This is a genomic window from Pseudomonas sp. 18173, from assembly GCF_050432945.1.
Lineage (GTDB): Bacteria > Pseudomonadota > Gammaproteobacteria > Pseudomonadales > Pseudomonadaceae > Aquipseudomonas.
This window is the reverse complement of record NZ_JBKFTN010000016.1, coordinates 61,603-76,146: the sequence shown is the minus strand read 5'-3', so window position 1 is coordinate 76,146 and position 14,544 is coordinate 61,603. Positions and strand designations below refer to the sequence as shown.

The following is a 14,544-nucleotide window of genomic DNA, read 5'->3' as shown; positions in this document are numbered from 1 at the left end:
AGGACAGCTTGTCTAAAGGTATCGCTCTATCGGTTTCAGCCTCGGTGCTGTTTGCCGTCATGTATTACTACACGTCGCTGCTCACCCCCTTGAGCGGCGTGGAAATCTTTGGCTGGCGCATGCTGCTGACCGTGCCGTGCATGACCGTGTTCATGGTGGTGTCCGGTGAGTGGAAGCGCGTGCTGGAGCTCGTTGGGCGGGTCATTGCCAATCCGAAGCTGATGGGCGCGCTGATCGCCTCCTCGGCCCTGCTCGGCGTGCAATTGTGGCTGTTCATGTGGGCGCCGCTGAACGGCTACAGCCTGGATGTGTCCCTGGGTTATTTCCTGCTGCCGCTGACCATGGTCCTGACCGGGCGTATCGCCTATGGCGAACGCCTGTCCTACCTGCAAAAAATCGCCGTGGTGTTCGCCTGCCTGGGCGTGATCAACGAGGTGTATCAGGTCGGTGGATTTTCCTGGGCGACCTTGCTGGTCTGCGTGGGTTATCCGACCTACTTCGTAGTGCGCAAACGACTGGCGACGGACAATCTTGGCGGCTTGTGGCTGGACATGGCGTTGATGCTGCCGGTGGCGTTATGGTTCGTTCAGAGCGGCGCACAAGGTTTCGGCGTGTTTGACCAGCATCCATGGTTGTCGCTGTTGATCCCGATGCTTGGCGTGATCAGCGCGTCGGCACTGGTGATCTACATCATTGCCAGTCGCCTGCTGCCGTTCAGCCTGTTCGGCCTGTTGAGCTACGTCGAACCGGTGTTGTTGCTGGGCGTGGCGCTGCTGCTGGGAGAGAGCATCAAGGCCGGCGAATGGCTGACCTACATCCCGATCTGGATGGCCGTGCTGGTGTTGGTGTTTGAGGGGTTCAAGCACCTGGTCCGGCAACGCAGGCCTTAACCACACGCAAAAACAAATGTGGGAGCGGGCTTGCTCGCGAAAGCGGTGTATCAGTCAGCATTGATGGCGACTGGCACTCCGTCTTCGCGAGCAAGCCCGCTCCCACAGTTTTTTACAGCGTCAACAGATTAGTCGGTGGAGAGAACACCACGACGAACCTGGTCACGTTCGATCGATTCGAACAGAGCCTTGAAGTTGCCTTCGCCGAAACCATCATCGCCCTTGCGCTGGATGAACTCGAAGAACACCGGCCCCATCAGGGTTTCCGAGAAGATCTGCAACAGCAGGCGCTTGTCGCCCGACTCGGACGAACCGTCCAGCAAAATGCCCCGTGCCTGCAGTTCGCCTACCGGCTCGCCGTGGTTCGGCAAACGGCCTTCGAGCATTTCGTAGTAGGTGTCCGGTGGCGCGGTCATGAAGCGCATGCCGATGCTTTTCAGGTGATCCCAGGTCTTGATCAGGTCATCGGACAGGAAGGCAACGTGCTGGATGCCCTCGCCGTTGAACTGCATCAGGAACTCTTCGATCTGCCCGGCGCCCTTGGACGACTCTTCGTTCAACGGAATGCGGATCATGCCATCGGGTGCGGTCATGGCCTTGGAGGTCAGGCCGGTGTACTCGCCCTTGATGTCGAAGTAGCGGATTTCGCGGAAATTGAACAGCTTCTCGTAGAAGTTGGCCCAGTAGGCCATGCGACCGCGGTACACGTTGTGGGTCAGGTGATCGATGATCTTCAGGCCGGCACCGACCGGGTGGCGGTCAACGCCTTCGAGGAACACGAAGTCGATGTCATAGATCGAACTGCCTTCACCGAAACGGTCGATCAGGTACAGCGGCGCACCACCGATGCCTTTGATTGCCGGCAGGTTCAGCTCCATCGGGCCGGTTTCAATGTGGATCGGCTGGGCGCCGAGTTCCAGGGCGCGCTTGAAGGCCTTTTGCGAATCCTTGACGCGAAACGCCATGCCGCACACCGACGGACCGTGCTCGGCCGCGAAGTAGGAAGCCACGCTGTGGGGTTCGTTGTTGAGGATCAGGTTGATCGCGCCCTGGCGATACAGGTGCACGTTCTTGGAGCGGTGGGTCGCCACCTTGGTGAAGCCCATGATCTCGAAGATCGGCTCCAGGGTATTGGGAGTCGGCGATGCGAGCTCGATGAATTCAAAGCCCATCAGGCCCATCGGGTTTTCGTATAAATCTGCCATGGTTGGCGCCTCATCATTCTTTATCAATTAACAAAGGTTAGTTGCAAGCAATGCTGAGACCAGTGGGTGGCGCACAGGAGATGCCCCGCACACTGCGGGCGAGAAAGTCACCGTAGATCAGTTGAAACCCGAATATCTTCATTATCGACCCAAGGCTCTTGCGGGCGAGGCTTCTGCTGCCAGAAGACGATTATTATTGTATGCGTAACCTGATTCTACACAGCGTAAATCGGTTTGTCCGCCTTCTGTATCAAATCCCCTTTTTCCTTGCTCGCGCAAGGGGTTTATTGCAGAGGTAAATCCCCGCCAGTATCAGCCCGCCACCCAGGCACATGGCCAGCGTCAGCGGCTCATCCAGCAGCAGCGCGCCAAGGAGAACCGCCGTCAACGGGTTCAGGGCGATGAACACCCCGGAACGCGTCGCACCGATTTGGCGAATGCCGTCGTAATAGCCAATGTACGCCAGTGCCGACCCCAGCACACCCAGGTACAAAAGACTCAACCACTGCGGCGTACCCAGGTGGGCGATCGCGACAAAACTCACTTCGCCACGCAGGATGCAGGTCATCCAGAGCATGGCTGTGCCCAGTAGAATCGAATACGTCACTGTTTGCACCGGCCCCAGGGTCTGGTTCAGCTCCCGGGAGCACAGCGAGTAGATCCCCCAGCCGAGGACACAGCCGAAAATCAGCAGATCGCCGAGCCAGGCCTCGGTTCCACCGGCCAACAATTGTGGATCGCGACTGACGATCACCAGGTTCGCGCCCGCGATGCAGATCGCAATGCCGACGACTTTCGCCCGGTTCAAACGCTCCTTGAACACTAGCCAGGAAGCCAGGCCGATCACGGCCGGATTCAGCGCGACGATCAACGACGCCCGTGAGGCATTGATGTAATGCAGGCCATAAAAGAAACACAGGTTGTAGAAAAAGATCCCGAAAAAGCCAAGCAATGACAATTGCAACCATTGCCGGGCGCTGGGCCGCACCAGCGGTATCCGCGCCAGGCGTACAAACAGCAGCAACGCCACGCTGGCCAGCAGGAACCTCAGGCTGGCGGCCAGCAACGGGCTGAGGCTGCCGGCCAGATAGCGCCCGGCAACGAAGGTGCCACCCCACACCATGGTGACCGCCGCCAGCTTCAGATACACCGGTAGATACGAGGGTTTTGACAGGGTTTGCTCGCAGATCGTCATAAGACTCCAGGGCCGGATGCGGGAGAGATGGCGTATCATTCTGCTAATACCCAGTCATCGTAAAATGAGCAAATACTCATGACCCTCACGCAACTGGAGATTTTCTCCCTGGTGGCCGAACTCCACGGTTTCACGGCAGCGGCCCATCGCCTGGGGATTTCCCAATCGGCGGTGTCCCATGCCTTGAAGTCCCTGGAGCAGGAATTGGGTGTCGAGTTGTTGCGCCGCCAGCAATCGCGGGTCGAATTGAGCGATATCGGCCAGCAACTGTTGCTGCGCGCCCGTGCAATGCTGGGCCTGGCCAACACCCTGCGCCAGGAAGCGGCTGATGCAAAGGGCATGAAACGCGGCACGCTGCGCATCGGCTCCTTCGGCCCGACCTCATCGGTCAAGTTGCTGCCATTGATCCTGCAGCAGTACCGCGCCGCCCATCCCGGCATCGAGGTGCATATCGATGAAGGCCCTGACCGCCAGGTGCTACAGTGGCTCGAGGAACGGCGGATCGACATCGGTTTTGTGGTACTGCCCGAGGAGCGTTTCGACACGGTCGCGCTGATCGAGGATCAGATGGTCGCGCTGCTGCCCGCTGGCCACCCGCTGGCGACTTGCGACAGCCTGAGCCTGAAGGATCTGTGCCATACCCCGTTTGTGCTGACCGAGGCCGGTTCTTCGGAGCTGGTTTCACGCCTGTTCACCGCGGCCCGGCTGACACCCGACATCCGTTACCGCTGCTCGCAATTGCTGAGCACCCTGGATGTTGTCGCACGTGGCGACGGGGTGACGGTGGTTGCCGAAGGTTCATTGCCCAGCCGGATGGACAGCCGCTGCGTAAAAAAACCGCTGTCGCCCGCGGTGTTGCGCCAGGTCGGCCTGGCGGTGCTCGATCGACGCCAGGCATCGCCCGCAACGCGGGCCTTTATCGATCTGGCGCAAAGCCTGGACTTGCGTTGAGCGGCATAACCGCCAAGGGCCAACTATCATGGCCATACCCCAACTCTTCATGGGAGGCGTATTGACCTTCCAGCATTTGAGAGCCTTAGTTCTTCGTGACAGGAGTCGCGAATGCCACTGAAAGCCAAAACCCGCAGTCGCAGCGCAAGAATTGCTGTCACCCTGATCAGTGGATTGCTCCCGGTGCTGCTGGGGGCCGCCATTCTTTACATGCAAGCGGGGCGTGCGCTCAAACAGGACACCGAACAAACCGCCGAAGAAGCCGTTCGCCAGTTCGACCTGATGCTCGACAACACCTCACAGGCCGCTCGTGAACTGCTGCCGCTGTCCGGTCAAAGTTGTGCTGACGTCAACCTGGCTCTGCGCGAGCAGGTCACTCGCCGCCCATTCGTGCGCTCAACCAATCTGGTGTGGGACAACAACCTCTATTGCAGCTCGTTGTTCGGCGATTACCAGGAGAAGGTCAACCCCGGTGACTACAACCAGGGCGCCTTATGGCTCATGAACGGCAATCCTGTGACGCCCAACACCGCGCTGCTGGTGTACCGGCTGAGCGAAGGGAAAAAAGGCGCGCTGACGACCCTCGATGGTTATCACTTGAGCAACATCCTGCGCTTGATCGGTCGAAAGACCTTGCTGGTGCTGCAGGTTGGCCCGGACTGGATGTCCGTCGATGGCAAGGTTCACACCGGTGCGGCACCTGAACTGGCCGTTGCGCAAAGTCGATTGACTTCCGGGCACTATGCTTTTGCCGTGGAGGCCGGTTTCCCCAAAGGTGAAACCTGGCGCTACATGAGCAGCGAATATCCGCCACTGTTCAGCCTGCTGATTTTCTTCGGAGTGATTGCCGGAGCAATCGGTCATTTCCTGCAAAAACGCTCCTCGGCACCCACCCAGGAAATGCAACGGGCACTGGAAGCTTGCGAGTTCATTCCCTACTTCCAGCCCGTGGTGCATGGCGACAGCAAAAGCTGGTCCGGCGCTGAAGTGCTGATGCGCTGGAAACATCCGAAGGAAGGCCTGGTGCGGCCGGACCTGTTCATCCCATTTGCCGAGCACTCGGGGCTGATCGTGCCGATGACCCGTTCGCTGATGCGGCAGACCGCTGCCCTGCTCGCCCCGCACTCCGCCAGGTTCAACAAACCGTTTCACATTGGTATAAACATCACCGCCAGCCATTGTCAGGACCTGGAACTGGTCAGGGACTGTCGCGAGTTTCTCGAGGCGTTCGAACCGGGCTCGATTTACCTGGTGCTGGAACTGACCGAGCGCGAACTGATCGAGCCCACGGCCATCACCCTGCAACTGCTGGAGCAACTTCGCGAACTGGGCGTGAAAATCGCCATCGACGATTTCGGCACGGGTCACTCAAGCCTTGGCTACCTGCGCCAGTTCAATGTGGACTTCCTGAAAATCGACCAGAGTTTTGTTGCCATGATCGGTATCGACACGCTCTCGAGCCACATCCTCGACAGCATCATCGAACTGGCAGTCAAACTCGACCTTGCCCTGGTGGCCGAAGGTGTCGAGACCCCTGAGCAGAGTGATTACCTGAGCGTTCACCAGGTCAACTTCCTGCAAGGTTATCTGTTCGGCAAACCCATGCCCGGCGCGGAATTCATTAGTGCATTAAGCGACCATTAACTCGTGGATTTAATCGATAAAACAATGCTTGCGCGCACAAATTTGAATCAAAACACTACTGACGTTACATGAAGAAAAAGACAGGATTTACTCTTGGCCAATTAACTACTACAATTTTTCATGCCTGCGCTGAATTTGCAGGTGAGCCACTATCACCGAGTCGCTTCAAGGCTCTTGGCTTATAGCTTTGTTTGCGGTTGGTATCAGCCAAACACACTATTGGAGTAAAGATATTGTCCAGACTCGCTGAATTTCGTGCAGCCGAAAAGGCCCTTCAAGAACAGCTCAAGCAGTTGGAATCCCTGAAGAACGATGCCGGGCTCAAGAAAGAAATCGAATTCGAAGAAAAGCTCCAGGGTTTGATGAAAACCTATGGCAAGAGCCTGCGCGACATCATCGCCATTCTCGATCCCAACCCGGCAAAATCCGGCTTGAAGCAGGCAGCAGCTCCTAAAACCCGCCGCGCCCGTGTGGTCAAGGTTTATCAGAACCCGCACACCGGCGAGCTGATTGAAACCAAGGGCGGCAACCACCGCGGCCTGAAAGCCTGGAAAGAACAGTACGGTGCAGCCACCGTTGACTCCTGGCTGCGCGGCTAACTCTCGCGGTAACAAAAAAGCCCTGCTTATGCAGGGCTTTTTTCATGGGTTATCTAAATGCCCGGGATGGGTCGCCAGACAACTACCTGACTGCCAGCAACTTTGTGCTTAATCCATTTGGATATCTAAAATTTTCTTCATGCATCGAAAAAGCACTGACGCCAACTAAAGTTTCAAGCTGTTACGGGCTGCGTCTATTTCTTCCTGGCTCGCCTTATAAGCCTCGGCCTGCCCCGCGTAGGAAAGAACATAGGCCTTATCGGCATCCACTGCGGCCACCAATGTTTGAGAAAGCACATGCCTGCCGTTTTGCGTGACGGTGCAGGTTGTTTCCAGCGCGGCCAATCGACTCAAGGTAGTCGAATGGATTCGCGTGCAGACACTTTGATACCCGCCCTGAAAGAAGTCTTTTTGTACTGACTTGCGCATCTCCAGCAACACGCCTTCGAGGTTAACCCGATGATCGCCTTGTACCGGGCTCATGGTCAGCTCCATCACCATGAGCGGCGACCCATCCTGATCGTTTTTTACCGCACGCTGGCGACTGACCCCCGAAGCCGATTCAGGTACGACTTCGATCTGCCAGCCCTGGGGCCAGGTCATTACGGGCGCATCGGCACAAGCAGCGTCGGCCACCGAAAGCACGCCTAGTAGAATGAACAGCAGTTTACGAAATCGAATCATTGCAATGGGCACCCACGGATCAAGCCGTAAAGTCTGGGCCCAGGCCGGCTGTCAGGCAATAGCCGATTGTTTGGGTTTGGTGATGTCCCAACCCTTGCGTATCATGACCACCATTCGTTAGCCCACATATTTCCCGGAGGGCCCATGAGCCTGCACGAATTGAACACCTTCCCCGGCGTCACCGCCCAACCGGACGTCGCTACGCAGAAATTCGTCTTCAACCACACCATGCTGCGGGTCAAGGACATCACCAGGTCCCTGGATTTCTACACACGCATCCTGGGCTTTACCCTGGTGGAAAAACGCGACTTCCCGGAAGCCGAGTTCAGCCTGTATTTCCTGGCGCTGGTCGACAAGAACCAGATCCCGGCCGATGCCGCCGCGCGCACCGAGTGGATGAAATCGATCCCCGGCATTCTGGAACTGACCCACAACCATGGCACAGAGAACGATGCGGATTTCGCCTACCACAATGGCAACACCGACCCGCGCGGCTTTGGCCACATCTGCATCTCGGTGCCGGATGTCGTCGCCGCTTGCGAGCGCTTCGAAGCACTGGGCTGCGATTTCCAGAAACGCCTGAGCGATGGCCGCATGAAGAGCCTGGCGTTCATCAAGGACCCGGACGCCTACTGGGTCGAGATCATCCAGCCTGCTCCGCTGTAACCCGCACAACAAATCCCGCATTTGGAATGTGTGAAACACAAAACCCCATGATCCATCCTGTAGGAGCGAGCTTGCTCGCGAAAAACCCGAGAACACCGCGGGGCACCTGGCAACCCGCGTTATCGTTGACGAGCATCGCGAGCGAGCTCGCTCCTACAGGGCTGGTGTGCAGGGCACAAAAAAACCCATGATCAATCATGGGTTTTTTTGTTTTCTGCGCCGGGCTTTATGCCGGGGCGGACGTGCGGATCAGGTGATCGAAGGCACTGAGAGAAGCCTTGGCGCCCTCACCCACCGCGATCACGATCTGCTTGTATGGCACGGTGGTCACGTCGCCGGCAGCGAATACACCCGGCACTGAAGTTTCACCGCGGGCGTCGACGATGATCTCGCCGCGCGGCGACAACTCGATGGTGCCCTTGAGCCAATCGGTATTGGGCAGCAGACCGATCTGCACGAAGATCCCTTCCAGCTCCACGCTGCGCAATTCATCATTCTGACGATCCTTGTAGCGCAGGCCATTGACCTTCTGACCATCGCCAGTAACTTCAGTAGTCTGCGCACTGGTAATCACAGTGACGTTCGACAGGCTGTGCAACTTGCGCTGCAATACCGCATCGGCACGCAACTGCACATCGAACTCCAGCAGCGTGACATGGGACACGATACCGGCCAGGTCGATGGCCGCTTCGACGCCGGAGTTACCGCCACCGATCACCGCCACGCGCTTGCCCTTGAACAGCGGGCCATCGCAGTGAGGGCAATAGGCAACACCTTTGTTGCGGTATTCCTGCTCGCCCGGGACATTCATTTCCCGCCACCGCGCACCGGTCGCCAGAATCACGCTCCTGGCTTTGAGCGATGCACCGCTGGCGAAGTGAATCTGGTGCAGCTCGCCATTTTTGCCAGGCACCAGTTTGTCCGCACGTTGCAGGTTCATGATGTCCACGTCGTACTGCTTGACGTGTTCTTCCAGGGCCACGGCCAGCTTCGGCCCTTCGGTTTCCTGCACCGAGATGAAGTTCTCGATGGCCATGGTGTCGAGCACCTGCCCACCAAAACGCTCGGCCGCGACACCGGTGCGAATGCCTTTGCGAGCCGCATAGATTGCCGCCGAAGCACCAGCCGGGCCACCGCCAACCACCAGCACATCAAAGGCTTGCTTGGCGCTGATTTTCTCGGCTTGGCGTTCAATACCACTGGTATCGATCCTGGCGAGGATTTCTTCCAGTCCCATACGGCCCTGGCCGAAATTCACACCGTTCAGGTAAATGCTGGGCACGGCCATGATCTGGCGCTCGTCGACTTCAGCCTGGAACAGCGCGCCGTCGATGGCGACATGGCGAATGTTCGGGTTGAGTACCGCCATCAAGTTCAGCGCCTGGACCACATCCGGGCAGTTCTGGCACGACAGCGAGAAGTAAGTCTCGAAGTTGAATTCGCCTTTGAGCGAGCGGATCTGTTCGATCACTTCGACGCTGGCCTTGGACGGATGACCGCCAACCTGCAGCAAGGCCAGCACCAAGGACGTGAATTCATGGCCCATCGGGATGCCGGCGAAGCGCAGGCTGATATCCGCTCCCGGACGATTGATCGAGAACGACGGCTTGCGTGCATCAGCGCCGTTGTCGAGCAAAGTAATCTGGGTGGAAAGACTGGCAACGTCTTTCAATAGTTCGAGCATTTCCCGGGATTTCGCACCGTCGTCGAGGGATGCAACGATCTCGATCGGCTGGGTGACCCGTTCCAGGTACGATTTCAACTGGGTTTTAAGATTGGCGTCCAACATACGGGCGATTTCCTTGAATTTGAGACATAAAAAAACGCCCGAGCGAATCTCGCCCGGGCGTTTTTACTGGGCGGTGCAGCTTGCTTAGAAGGTGCGGAAGTCCGCCCTGATCAAGCGCGTCACAGACTTAGATCTTGCCGACCAGGTCCAGGGACGGCGCCAGAGTGGCCTCGCCTTCTTTCCACTTGGCAGGGCAAACCTGGCCCGGGTGAGCAGCGACGTACTGGGCAGCCTTGATCTTGCGCAGCAGCTCGGAAGCGTCGCGGCCTACGCCGCCATCGTTCAGTTCAACGATCTTGATCTGGCCTTCCGGGTTGATCACGAAGGTGCCACGGTCCGCCAGACCGGCTTCCTCGATCAGCACGTCGAAGTTGCGGGAGATGGCGTGGGTCGGGTCGCCGATCATGGTGTACTGGATTTTGCCAATGGCTGGCGAAGTGTTGTGCCAGGCCGCGTGGGCAAAGTGGGTGTCGGTGGAAACGCTGTAGATCTCGACGCCCAGTTTCTGGAATGCGTCGTAGTTGTCAGCCAGGTCTTCCAGCTCGGTCGGGCATACGAAGGTGAAGTCTGCCGGGTAGAAGAACACCACCGACCACTTGCCTTTGAGGTCAGCGTCCGAGACTTTCACGAAGTCGCCATTTTTGAATGCGTCAGCTTTGAACGGTTTAACTTGGCTGTTGATGATAGGCATCGTTGACTCTCCGTCAGGGGTTAAGAAGTTGATGGAGAGAACTTTACCCACTCGTCGGACAGAAGGCTCATTGGCAAACCTCATGCCGCTGATTGGCTTTCGCTATTAGCCGACTGTATTAATAGAAGAAAACCATCTAGGGTCCAACCGGCCTTTCTGCAATGCGCGCCATCCCGAGGAACGGACTGGCCTCGATGTAACGCATGGCCGACTTCATGTCCTTCCAGCCGACATAACTCATGAGCGACTTCAGATCCCAGCCACTTTGATGCGCCCAGGTCGCAAAGCCGCGGCGCAAGGAGTGGCTGGTGTAGAGTTCGGCGGCAATGCCGGCGCGCTCCAGCGCCTGACGCAATAACGGAATCACGCTATTGGCGTGCAACCCCTCCTCGCCCAGATGCCCCCAGCGGTCGATGCTGCGAAAGACCGGCCCACGCACCAGGGCTGCCTCGGCAATCCAGTCGATATAGGCCTGCACCGGACACAAACGTTGCAGGGCCGGCGTTTGATAGGTCTTGCCGAGGTTGTCGCGATCACTCTTGCTGCGCGGCAGATAGAGACTGATGCCGGAACCGGCGCTGGCCTGCACGTGTTCAACCTGCAGCCGGCACAACTCATCGCTACGAAAACCGCGCCAGAAGCCCAGCAGGATCAACGCCATGTCGCGTCTGGCCCGTAGTAAACCCGGCCGGTCGCCTTCGGCCCTGGCGGTTTGCACCTCCAACTCCAGACGACTGACCACCCGCTCCAGATGCTGAAGCTGCAAGGGTTCGGCCTGTTTTTCCTGGGCCGGGTGCAGCGCGCGGATGCCCTTGAACACCTTGCGCACCACCGGCGCCTTGGTGGGATCGGCAAAACCCTGGCTGCTGTGCCACTGCGCCAATGCCGACAAACGCAGTTTCAGCGTATTGATCGACAACACGCCAGCATGAGCCACCAGGTAGCGCGACACGCTGTCGCCGGTTGCCGGCAGAAAACCGCCCCACGTGACTTCAAAGTGCTCGATGGCGGCCCGATAGCTGCGACGGGTGTTGTCGCGAGTCGCCGCTTGCAGATAGCGATCCAGATCGCTCATAGGACATGAACCTGTTTTGACTGTCTGTAGGAGCGAGCTCGCGATGGTCGTTAACGATAACGCTGGCTGGCAGTTGCCCCGCGGCGCTCTCGGTTTGTTCGCGAGCAGGCTCGCTCCTACAAAAGGCATCGCCCGCTGGCGCAAAAAACACCAAACACTATAGGAGCGAGCTCGCTCGCGATGGTCGTTAACGATAGCGCTGGCTGGCAGTTGCCCCGCGGCGCTCTCGGTTTGTTCGCGAGCAGGCTCGCTCCTACAAAAGGCATCGACCGCTGGCGCAAAAAACACAAAACACTGTAGGAGCGAGCTCGCTCGCGATGGTCGTTAACGATAACGCTGGCTGGCAGTTGCCCCGCGGCGCTCTCGGTTTGTTCGCGAGCAGGCTCGCTCCTACAAAAGGCATCGACCGCTGGCGCAAAAAACACAAAACACTGTAGGGGCGAGCTCGCTCGCGATGGTCGTTAACGATAACGCTGGCTGGCAGGTGCCCCGCGGCGTTCTCGGTTTTTTCGCGAGCAGGCTCGCTCCTGCAGGGGTATGTGTACGGAAATAGCGCGAGGAATACCTCGAAACCGTTATCACACGGGGTAATACCAGTATATCCCGTGTTAGTTGTATTCAGCATTTAACTTTTCACATTGAATGGTACAATGTGTATTTACGTGGTACGTACCACATCATCAAAACCCGGGAGAACTCATGGCACGCGGCGGTGTAAATAAAGCGGTGGTGCAAGCCGCTCGGTTGGCGATCCTCGCCCGTGGCGAAAACCCCAGCATCGATGCCGTACGCATCGAGATGGGCAATACCGGTTCGAAAACCACGATTCATCGCTACCTCAAAGAGCTCGATGACAGGAACGAACCGGTAGAACCACCGACGGAACCGATTGACGACGAACTGATGGCGCTGGTCGCGCGGCTCGCACAACGCCTGAAGGAGCAAGCGCAGGAGCCTATCGACCAGGCGCGCGCGCAGTACGAGGAACAACGCAAGGTGCTGGAAAACCAGCTCGGCGAAGCGCAAAAGTCCAATAGCGAACTGCACCAGCAATACGAGTTTCAGAGCCTGGCACTGACCCAGGAATCCGAGGCCCTGCACGAAACCCGCGCCCTGCTGCAAACGGAACAAACCCGCAACGCCGGGCTGAACCAGGCGCTGGCCGATTTCGAATTGCGCTTGAAAGACAAGGACGAGCAGATTCGCTCCCTTGAAGAAAAGCACCTGCACACCCGGGACGCACTGGAACACTACCGCAACGCGGTCAAGGAACAGCGCGAGCAGGAATTGAGTCGCCATGAAAGCCAGGTGCAACAACTGCAGATGGAACTGCGCCAGGCGCAACAAAGCGCGCTGGTGCGCCAGGATGAAATCACCCAATTGCACCGCGACAATGAACGCTTGCTGACTGAAAACCGCGGCACGCTGCGCGAGCTGAGCCTGTTGCAGGAACAGCTCAAGCAAAGCAACACCCGCCAGGATCAGCTACTGGAACAGGCCACCCGCGTCGACAGCGAACGCACCCTCCTCCAGGAACGCCTGCGCGTCGCCCTGCTGGAAAGCCAGGCACTCAAACAGAACGTCGACGAGCAGTCGCAACTCAACAAGTCACTGGAAATCGAGCTGACCAAAACCCGGACGGATCTGGAAGACCGCGTGCGTCAGGCCGCCACCCTTGCGGCAGCGGCAGACGCAACGAAGGACGATTAACCGGCGACTGGCGAGCGCATGGTGACGAACTCTTCGGCGGCCGTCGGGTGTACACCGATGGTTTCATCGAAGTGGCGCTTGGTGGCGCCGGCCTTCAAGGCAATCGCCAGGCCCTGGACGATTTCACCGGCCTCCGGACCGACCATGTGGCAACCCAGCACTTTGTCGGTCCTGGCATCCACCACCAGCTTCATCAGCGTGCGCTCCTGACATTCAGTCAGGGTCAGCTTCATCGGCCGGAAGCGGCTTTCGAAGATCTGCACGTCGTGGCCGGCTTCGCGCGCCTCTTCCTCGGTCAAGCCGACGGTGCCGATGTTTGGCAGGCTGAATACCGCTGTCGGGATCATCTTGTAATCCACCGGACGATACTGCTCGGGCTTGAACAGGCGCCGCGCAACCGCCATGCCTTCTGCCAGGGCAACCGGTGTCAGTTGAACACGGCCGATCACATCACCCAGAGCCAGGATCGACGGCTCAGCGGTCTGATACAGCTCATCGACCTCGACAAAGCCTTTGCTGTCGAGCTTGACCCCGGTGTTTTCCAGCCCGAGATTGTCCAGCATCGGACGACGGCCCGTGGCGTAGAACACACAATCGGCTTCCAGTTGGCGACCATCCTTGAGCGTGACTTTCAGGCTACCGTCGGCCTGTTTGTCGATGCGCTCGATGTCCGCATTGAATTGCAGGTCCATGCCGCGCTTGGTCAACTCTTCCTGCAAGTGCTTGCGCACGGAAGTGTCGAAACCGCGCAGGAACAGTTCACCGCGATACAACAGCGTGGTCTCGGCGCCCAGGCCGTGGAAGATCCCGGCAAACTCGACCGCAATGTAGCCCCCACCTACCACCAACACGCGCTTGGGCAGTTCTTTAAGGAAGAACGCCTGGTTGGAACTGATGGCATGCTCGTGCCCCGGAATCTGCGGAATCTGCGGCCAGCCGCCGGTAGCGATCAGGATATTCCTGGCGGTAAAACGCTCGCCATTGATCTCGACCTGATGCGGATCGACGATCTTCGCGTGGCCCTCATGCAAGGTCACGCCGCTGTTGACCAGCAGGTTGCGATAAATGCCATTGAGGCGATTGATCTCGCGGTCCTTGTTGGCGATCAGCGTCGCCCAATCGAACTGCGCCTCATCCAGGCTCCAGCCAAAACCGGAAGCCTGCTCGAAGTCTTCGGCGAAGTGCGCACCGTAGACCAGCAACTTTTTCGGCACGCAGCCGACGTTCACACAGGTACCGCCCAGGTAGCGGCTCTCGGCCACGGCCACTTTCGCACCGAACCCGGCGGCAAACCGCGCAGCCCGCACACCGCCAGAACCGGCACCAATCACGTAAAGGTCAAAATCGTAGGCCATTTTCAATCTCCTCGGCAGGTGACCAGCATACCCGCAGACATTTGTGGGGCAAGCGCTGCAAACGATATAGGGCCGGAAAATGAAAAAGCC

General features: G+C 58.3%; 13 protein-coding genes. 6 read left to right on the top strand and 7 right to left on the bottom strand.

Annotation, left to right across the window (positions count from 1 at the left end; all coding sequences use genetic code 11):
- Positions 1–8: 8 nt before the first annotated feature.
- The gene (gene rarD / locus ACLD1X_RS18635) at positions 9–890 is read left to right on the top strand and encodes an EamA family transporter RarD (RefSeq protein WP_429370115.1); all 882 of its coding nucleotides are present in this window, start codon (positions 9–11) and stop codon (positions 888–890) included.
- 128 nt (positions 891–1,018) lie between these two features.
- Here rarD and hppD read toward each other — a convergent pair whose 3' ends face one another.
- Together hppD and ACLD1X_RS18625 are read right to left on the bottom strand one after the other, a co-directional pair.
- Complete coding sequence (gene hppD, locus ACLD1X_RS18630; protein WP_429370113.1) at positions 1,019–2,095, bottom strand: 4-hydroxyphenylpyruvate dioxygenase; 1,077 nt, start codon at positions 2,093–2,095, stop codon at positions 1,019–1,021.
- A 250-nt stretch (positions 2,096–2,345) separates the two neighbouring features.
- A complete protein-coding gene (locus ACLD1X_RS18625) occupies positions 2,346–3,290 on the bottom strand; it encodes a DMT family transporter (protein ID WP_429370111.1) in 945 nt (314 codons plus the stop codon).
- Positions 3,291–3,368: 78 nt separating this feature from the next.
- Here ACLD1X_RS18625 and ACLD1X_RS18620 point away from each other — a divergent pair, with 78 nt between their 5' ends.
- From ACLD1X_RS18620 to ACLD1X_RS18610, 3 genes are all read left to right on the top strand, one after another.
- Positions 3,369–4,241, top strand: a complete 873-nt coding sequence (locus ACLD1X_RS18620; RefSeq protein WP_429370109.1) for a LysR family transcriptional regulator — start codon at positions 3,369–3,371, stop codon at positions 4,239–4,241.
- A gap of 111 nt (positions 4,242–4,352) precedes the next feature.
- Positions 4,353–5,885, top strand: a complete 1,533-nt coding sequence (locus tag ACLD1X_RS18615; protein WP_429370107.1) for an EAL domain-containing protein — start codon at positions 4,353–4,355, stop codon at positions 5,883–5,885.
- Between the two features lie 233 nt (positions 5,886–6,118).
- Positions 6,119–6,484 (top strand): histone-like nucleoid-structuring protein, MvaT/MvaU family, encoded by a 366-nt coding sequence (locus tag ACLD1X_RS18610; protein ID WP_429370105.1) that lies wholly within the window; start codon positions 6,119–6,121, stop codon positions 6,482–6,484.
- A 165-nt stretch (positions 6,485–6,649) separates the two neighbouring features.
- On the opposite strand, the gene ACLD1X_RS18605 is transcribed toward ACLD1X_RS18610, so the two are convergent.
- Positions 6,650–7,168: a DUF4946 domain-containing protein gene (locus ACLD1X_RS18605; RefSeq protein ID WP_429370103.1), complete on the bottom strand. Its 519-nt coding sequence runs from the start codon at positions 7,166–7,168 to the stop codon at positions 6,650–6,652.
- Between the two features lie 144 nt (positions 7,169–7,312).
- Between ACLD1X_RS18605 and gloA the strand changes: the two genes are divergently transcribed.
- Positions 7,313–7,834, top strand: coding sequence for a lactoylglutathione lyase (gene gloA / locus ACLD1X_RS18600; protein ID WP_429370101.1), 522 nt, complete (start codon positions 7,313–7,315; stop codon positions 7,832–7,834).
- 226 nt (positions 7,835–8,060) lie between these two features.
- Here the strand turns inward: gloA and ahpF are convergent, their stop codons facing one another.
- The 3 genes from ahpF to ACLD1X_RS18585 form a co-directional block, all read right to left on the bottom strand.
- Positions 8,061–9,623 (bottom strand): alkyl hydroperoxide reductase subunit F, encoded by a 1,563-nt coding sequence (gene ahpF / locus ACLD1X_RS18595; RefSeq protein WP_429370099.1) that lies wholly within the window; start codon positions 9,621–9,623, stop codon positions 8,061–8,063.
- A gap of 127 nt (positions 9,624–9,750) precedes the next feature.
- Entirely contained in the window at positions 9,751–10,314 is a 564-nt protein-coding gene (gene ahpC, locus ACLD1X_RS18590; RefSeq protein WP_007975937.1) for an alkyl hydroperoxide reductase subunit C, read from the bottom strand.
- Positions 10,315–10,450: 136 nt separating this feature from the next.
- Positions 10,451–11,389, bottom strand: a complete 939-nt coding sequence (locus ACLD1X_RS18585; protein WP_429370096.1) for a site-specific integrase — start codon at positions 11,387–11,389, stop codon at positions 10,451–10,453.
- Between the two features lie 699 nt (positions 11,390–12,088).
- Between ACLD1X_RS18585 and ACLD1X_RS18580 the strand changes: the two genes are divergently transcribed.
- The gene (locus ACLD1X_RS18580; protein ID WP_429370094.1) at positions 12,089–13,099 is read left to right on the top strand and encodes a DNA-binding protein; all 1,011 of its coding nucleotides are present in this window, start codon (positions 12,089–12,091) and stop codon (positions 13,097–13,099) included.
- On the opposite strand, the gene gorA is transcribed toward ACLD1X_RS18580, so the two are convergent.
- Complete coding sequence (gorA, locus tag ACLD1X_RS18575; RefSeq protein ID WP_429370092.1) at positions 13,096–14,454, bottom strand: glutathione-disulfide reductase; 1,359 nt, start codon at positions 14,452–14,454, stop codon at positions 13,096–13,098. The genes ACLD1X_RS18580 and gorA overlap by 4 nt on opposite strands.
- Positions 14,455–14,544: the final 90 nt, after the last annotated feature.

Coding starts and splice junctions, on each gene's coding strand:
- ACLD1X_RS18615 (WP_429370107.1), top strand. CDS start 4,353: ATGCCACTGAAAGCCAAAACCCGCAGTCGCAGCGCAAGAATTGCTGTC.
- ACLD1X_RS18580 (WP_429370094.1), top strand. CDS start 12,089: ATGGCACGCGGCGGTGTAAATAAAGCGGTGGTGCAAGCCGCTCGGTTG.
- hppD (WP_429370113.1), bottom strand. CDS start 2,095: ATGGCAGATTTATACGAAAACCCGATGGGCCTGATGGGCTTTGAATTC.
- ahpF (WP_429370099.1), bottom strand. CDS start 9,623: ATGTTGGACGCCAATCTTAAAACCCAGTTGAAATCGTACCTGGAACGG.
- gloA (WP_429370101.1), top strand. CDS start 7,313: ATGAGCCTGCACGAATTGAACACCTTCCCCGGCGTCACCGCCCAACCG.
- ahpC (WP_007975937.1), bottom strand. CDS start 10,314: ATGCCTATCATCAACAGCCAAGTTAAACCGTTCAAAGCTGACGCATTC.
- ACLD1X_RS18620 (WP_429370109.1), top strand. CDS start 3,369: ATGACCCTCACGCAACTGGAGATTTTCTCCCTGGTGGCCGAACTCCAC.
- ACLD1X_RS18625 (WP_429370111.1), bottom strand. CDS start 3,290: ATGACGATCTGCGAGCAAACCCTGTCAAAACCCTCGTATCTACCGGTG.
- ACLD1X_RS18585 (WP_429370096.1), bottom strand. CDS start 11,389: ATGAGCGATCTGGATCGCTATCTGCAAGCGGCGACTCGCGACAACACC.
- gorA (WP_429370092.1), bottom strand. CDS start 14,454: ATGGCCTACGATTTTGACCTTTACGTGATTGGTGCCGGTTCTGGCGGT.
- ACLD1X_RS18605 (WP_429370103.1), bottom strand. CDS start 7,168: ATGATTCGATTTCGTAAACTGCTGTTCATTCTACTAGGCGTGCTTTCG.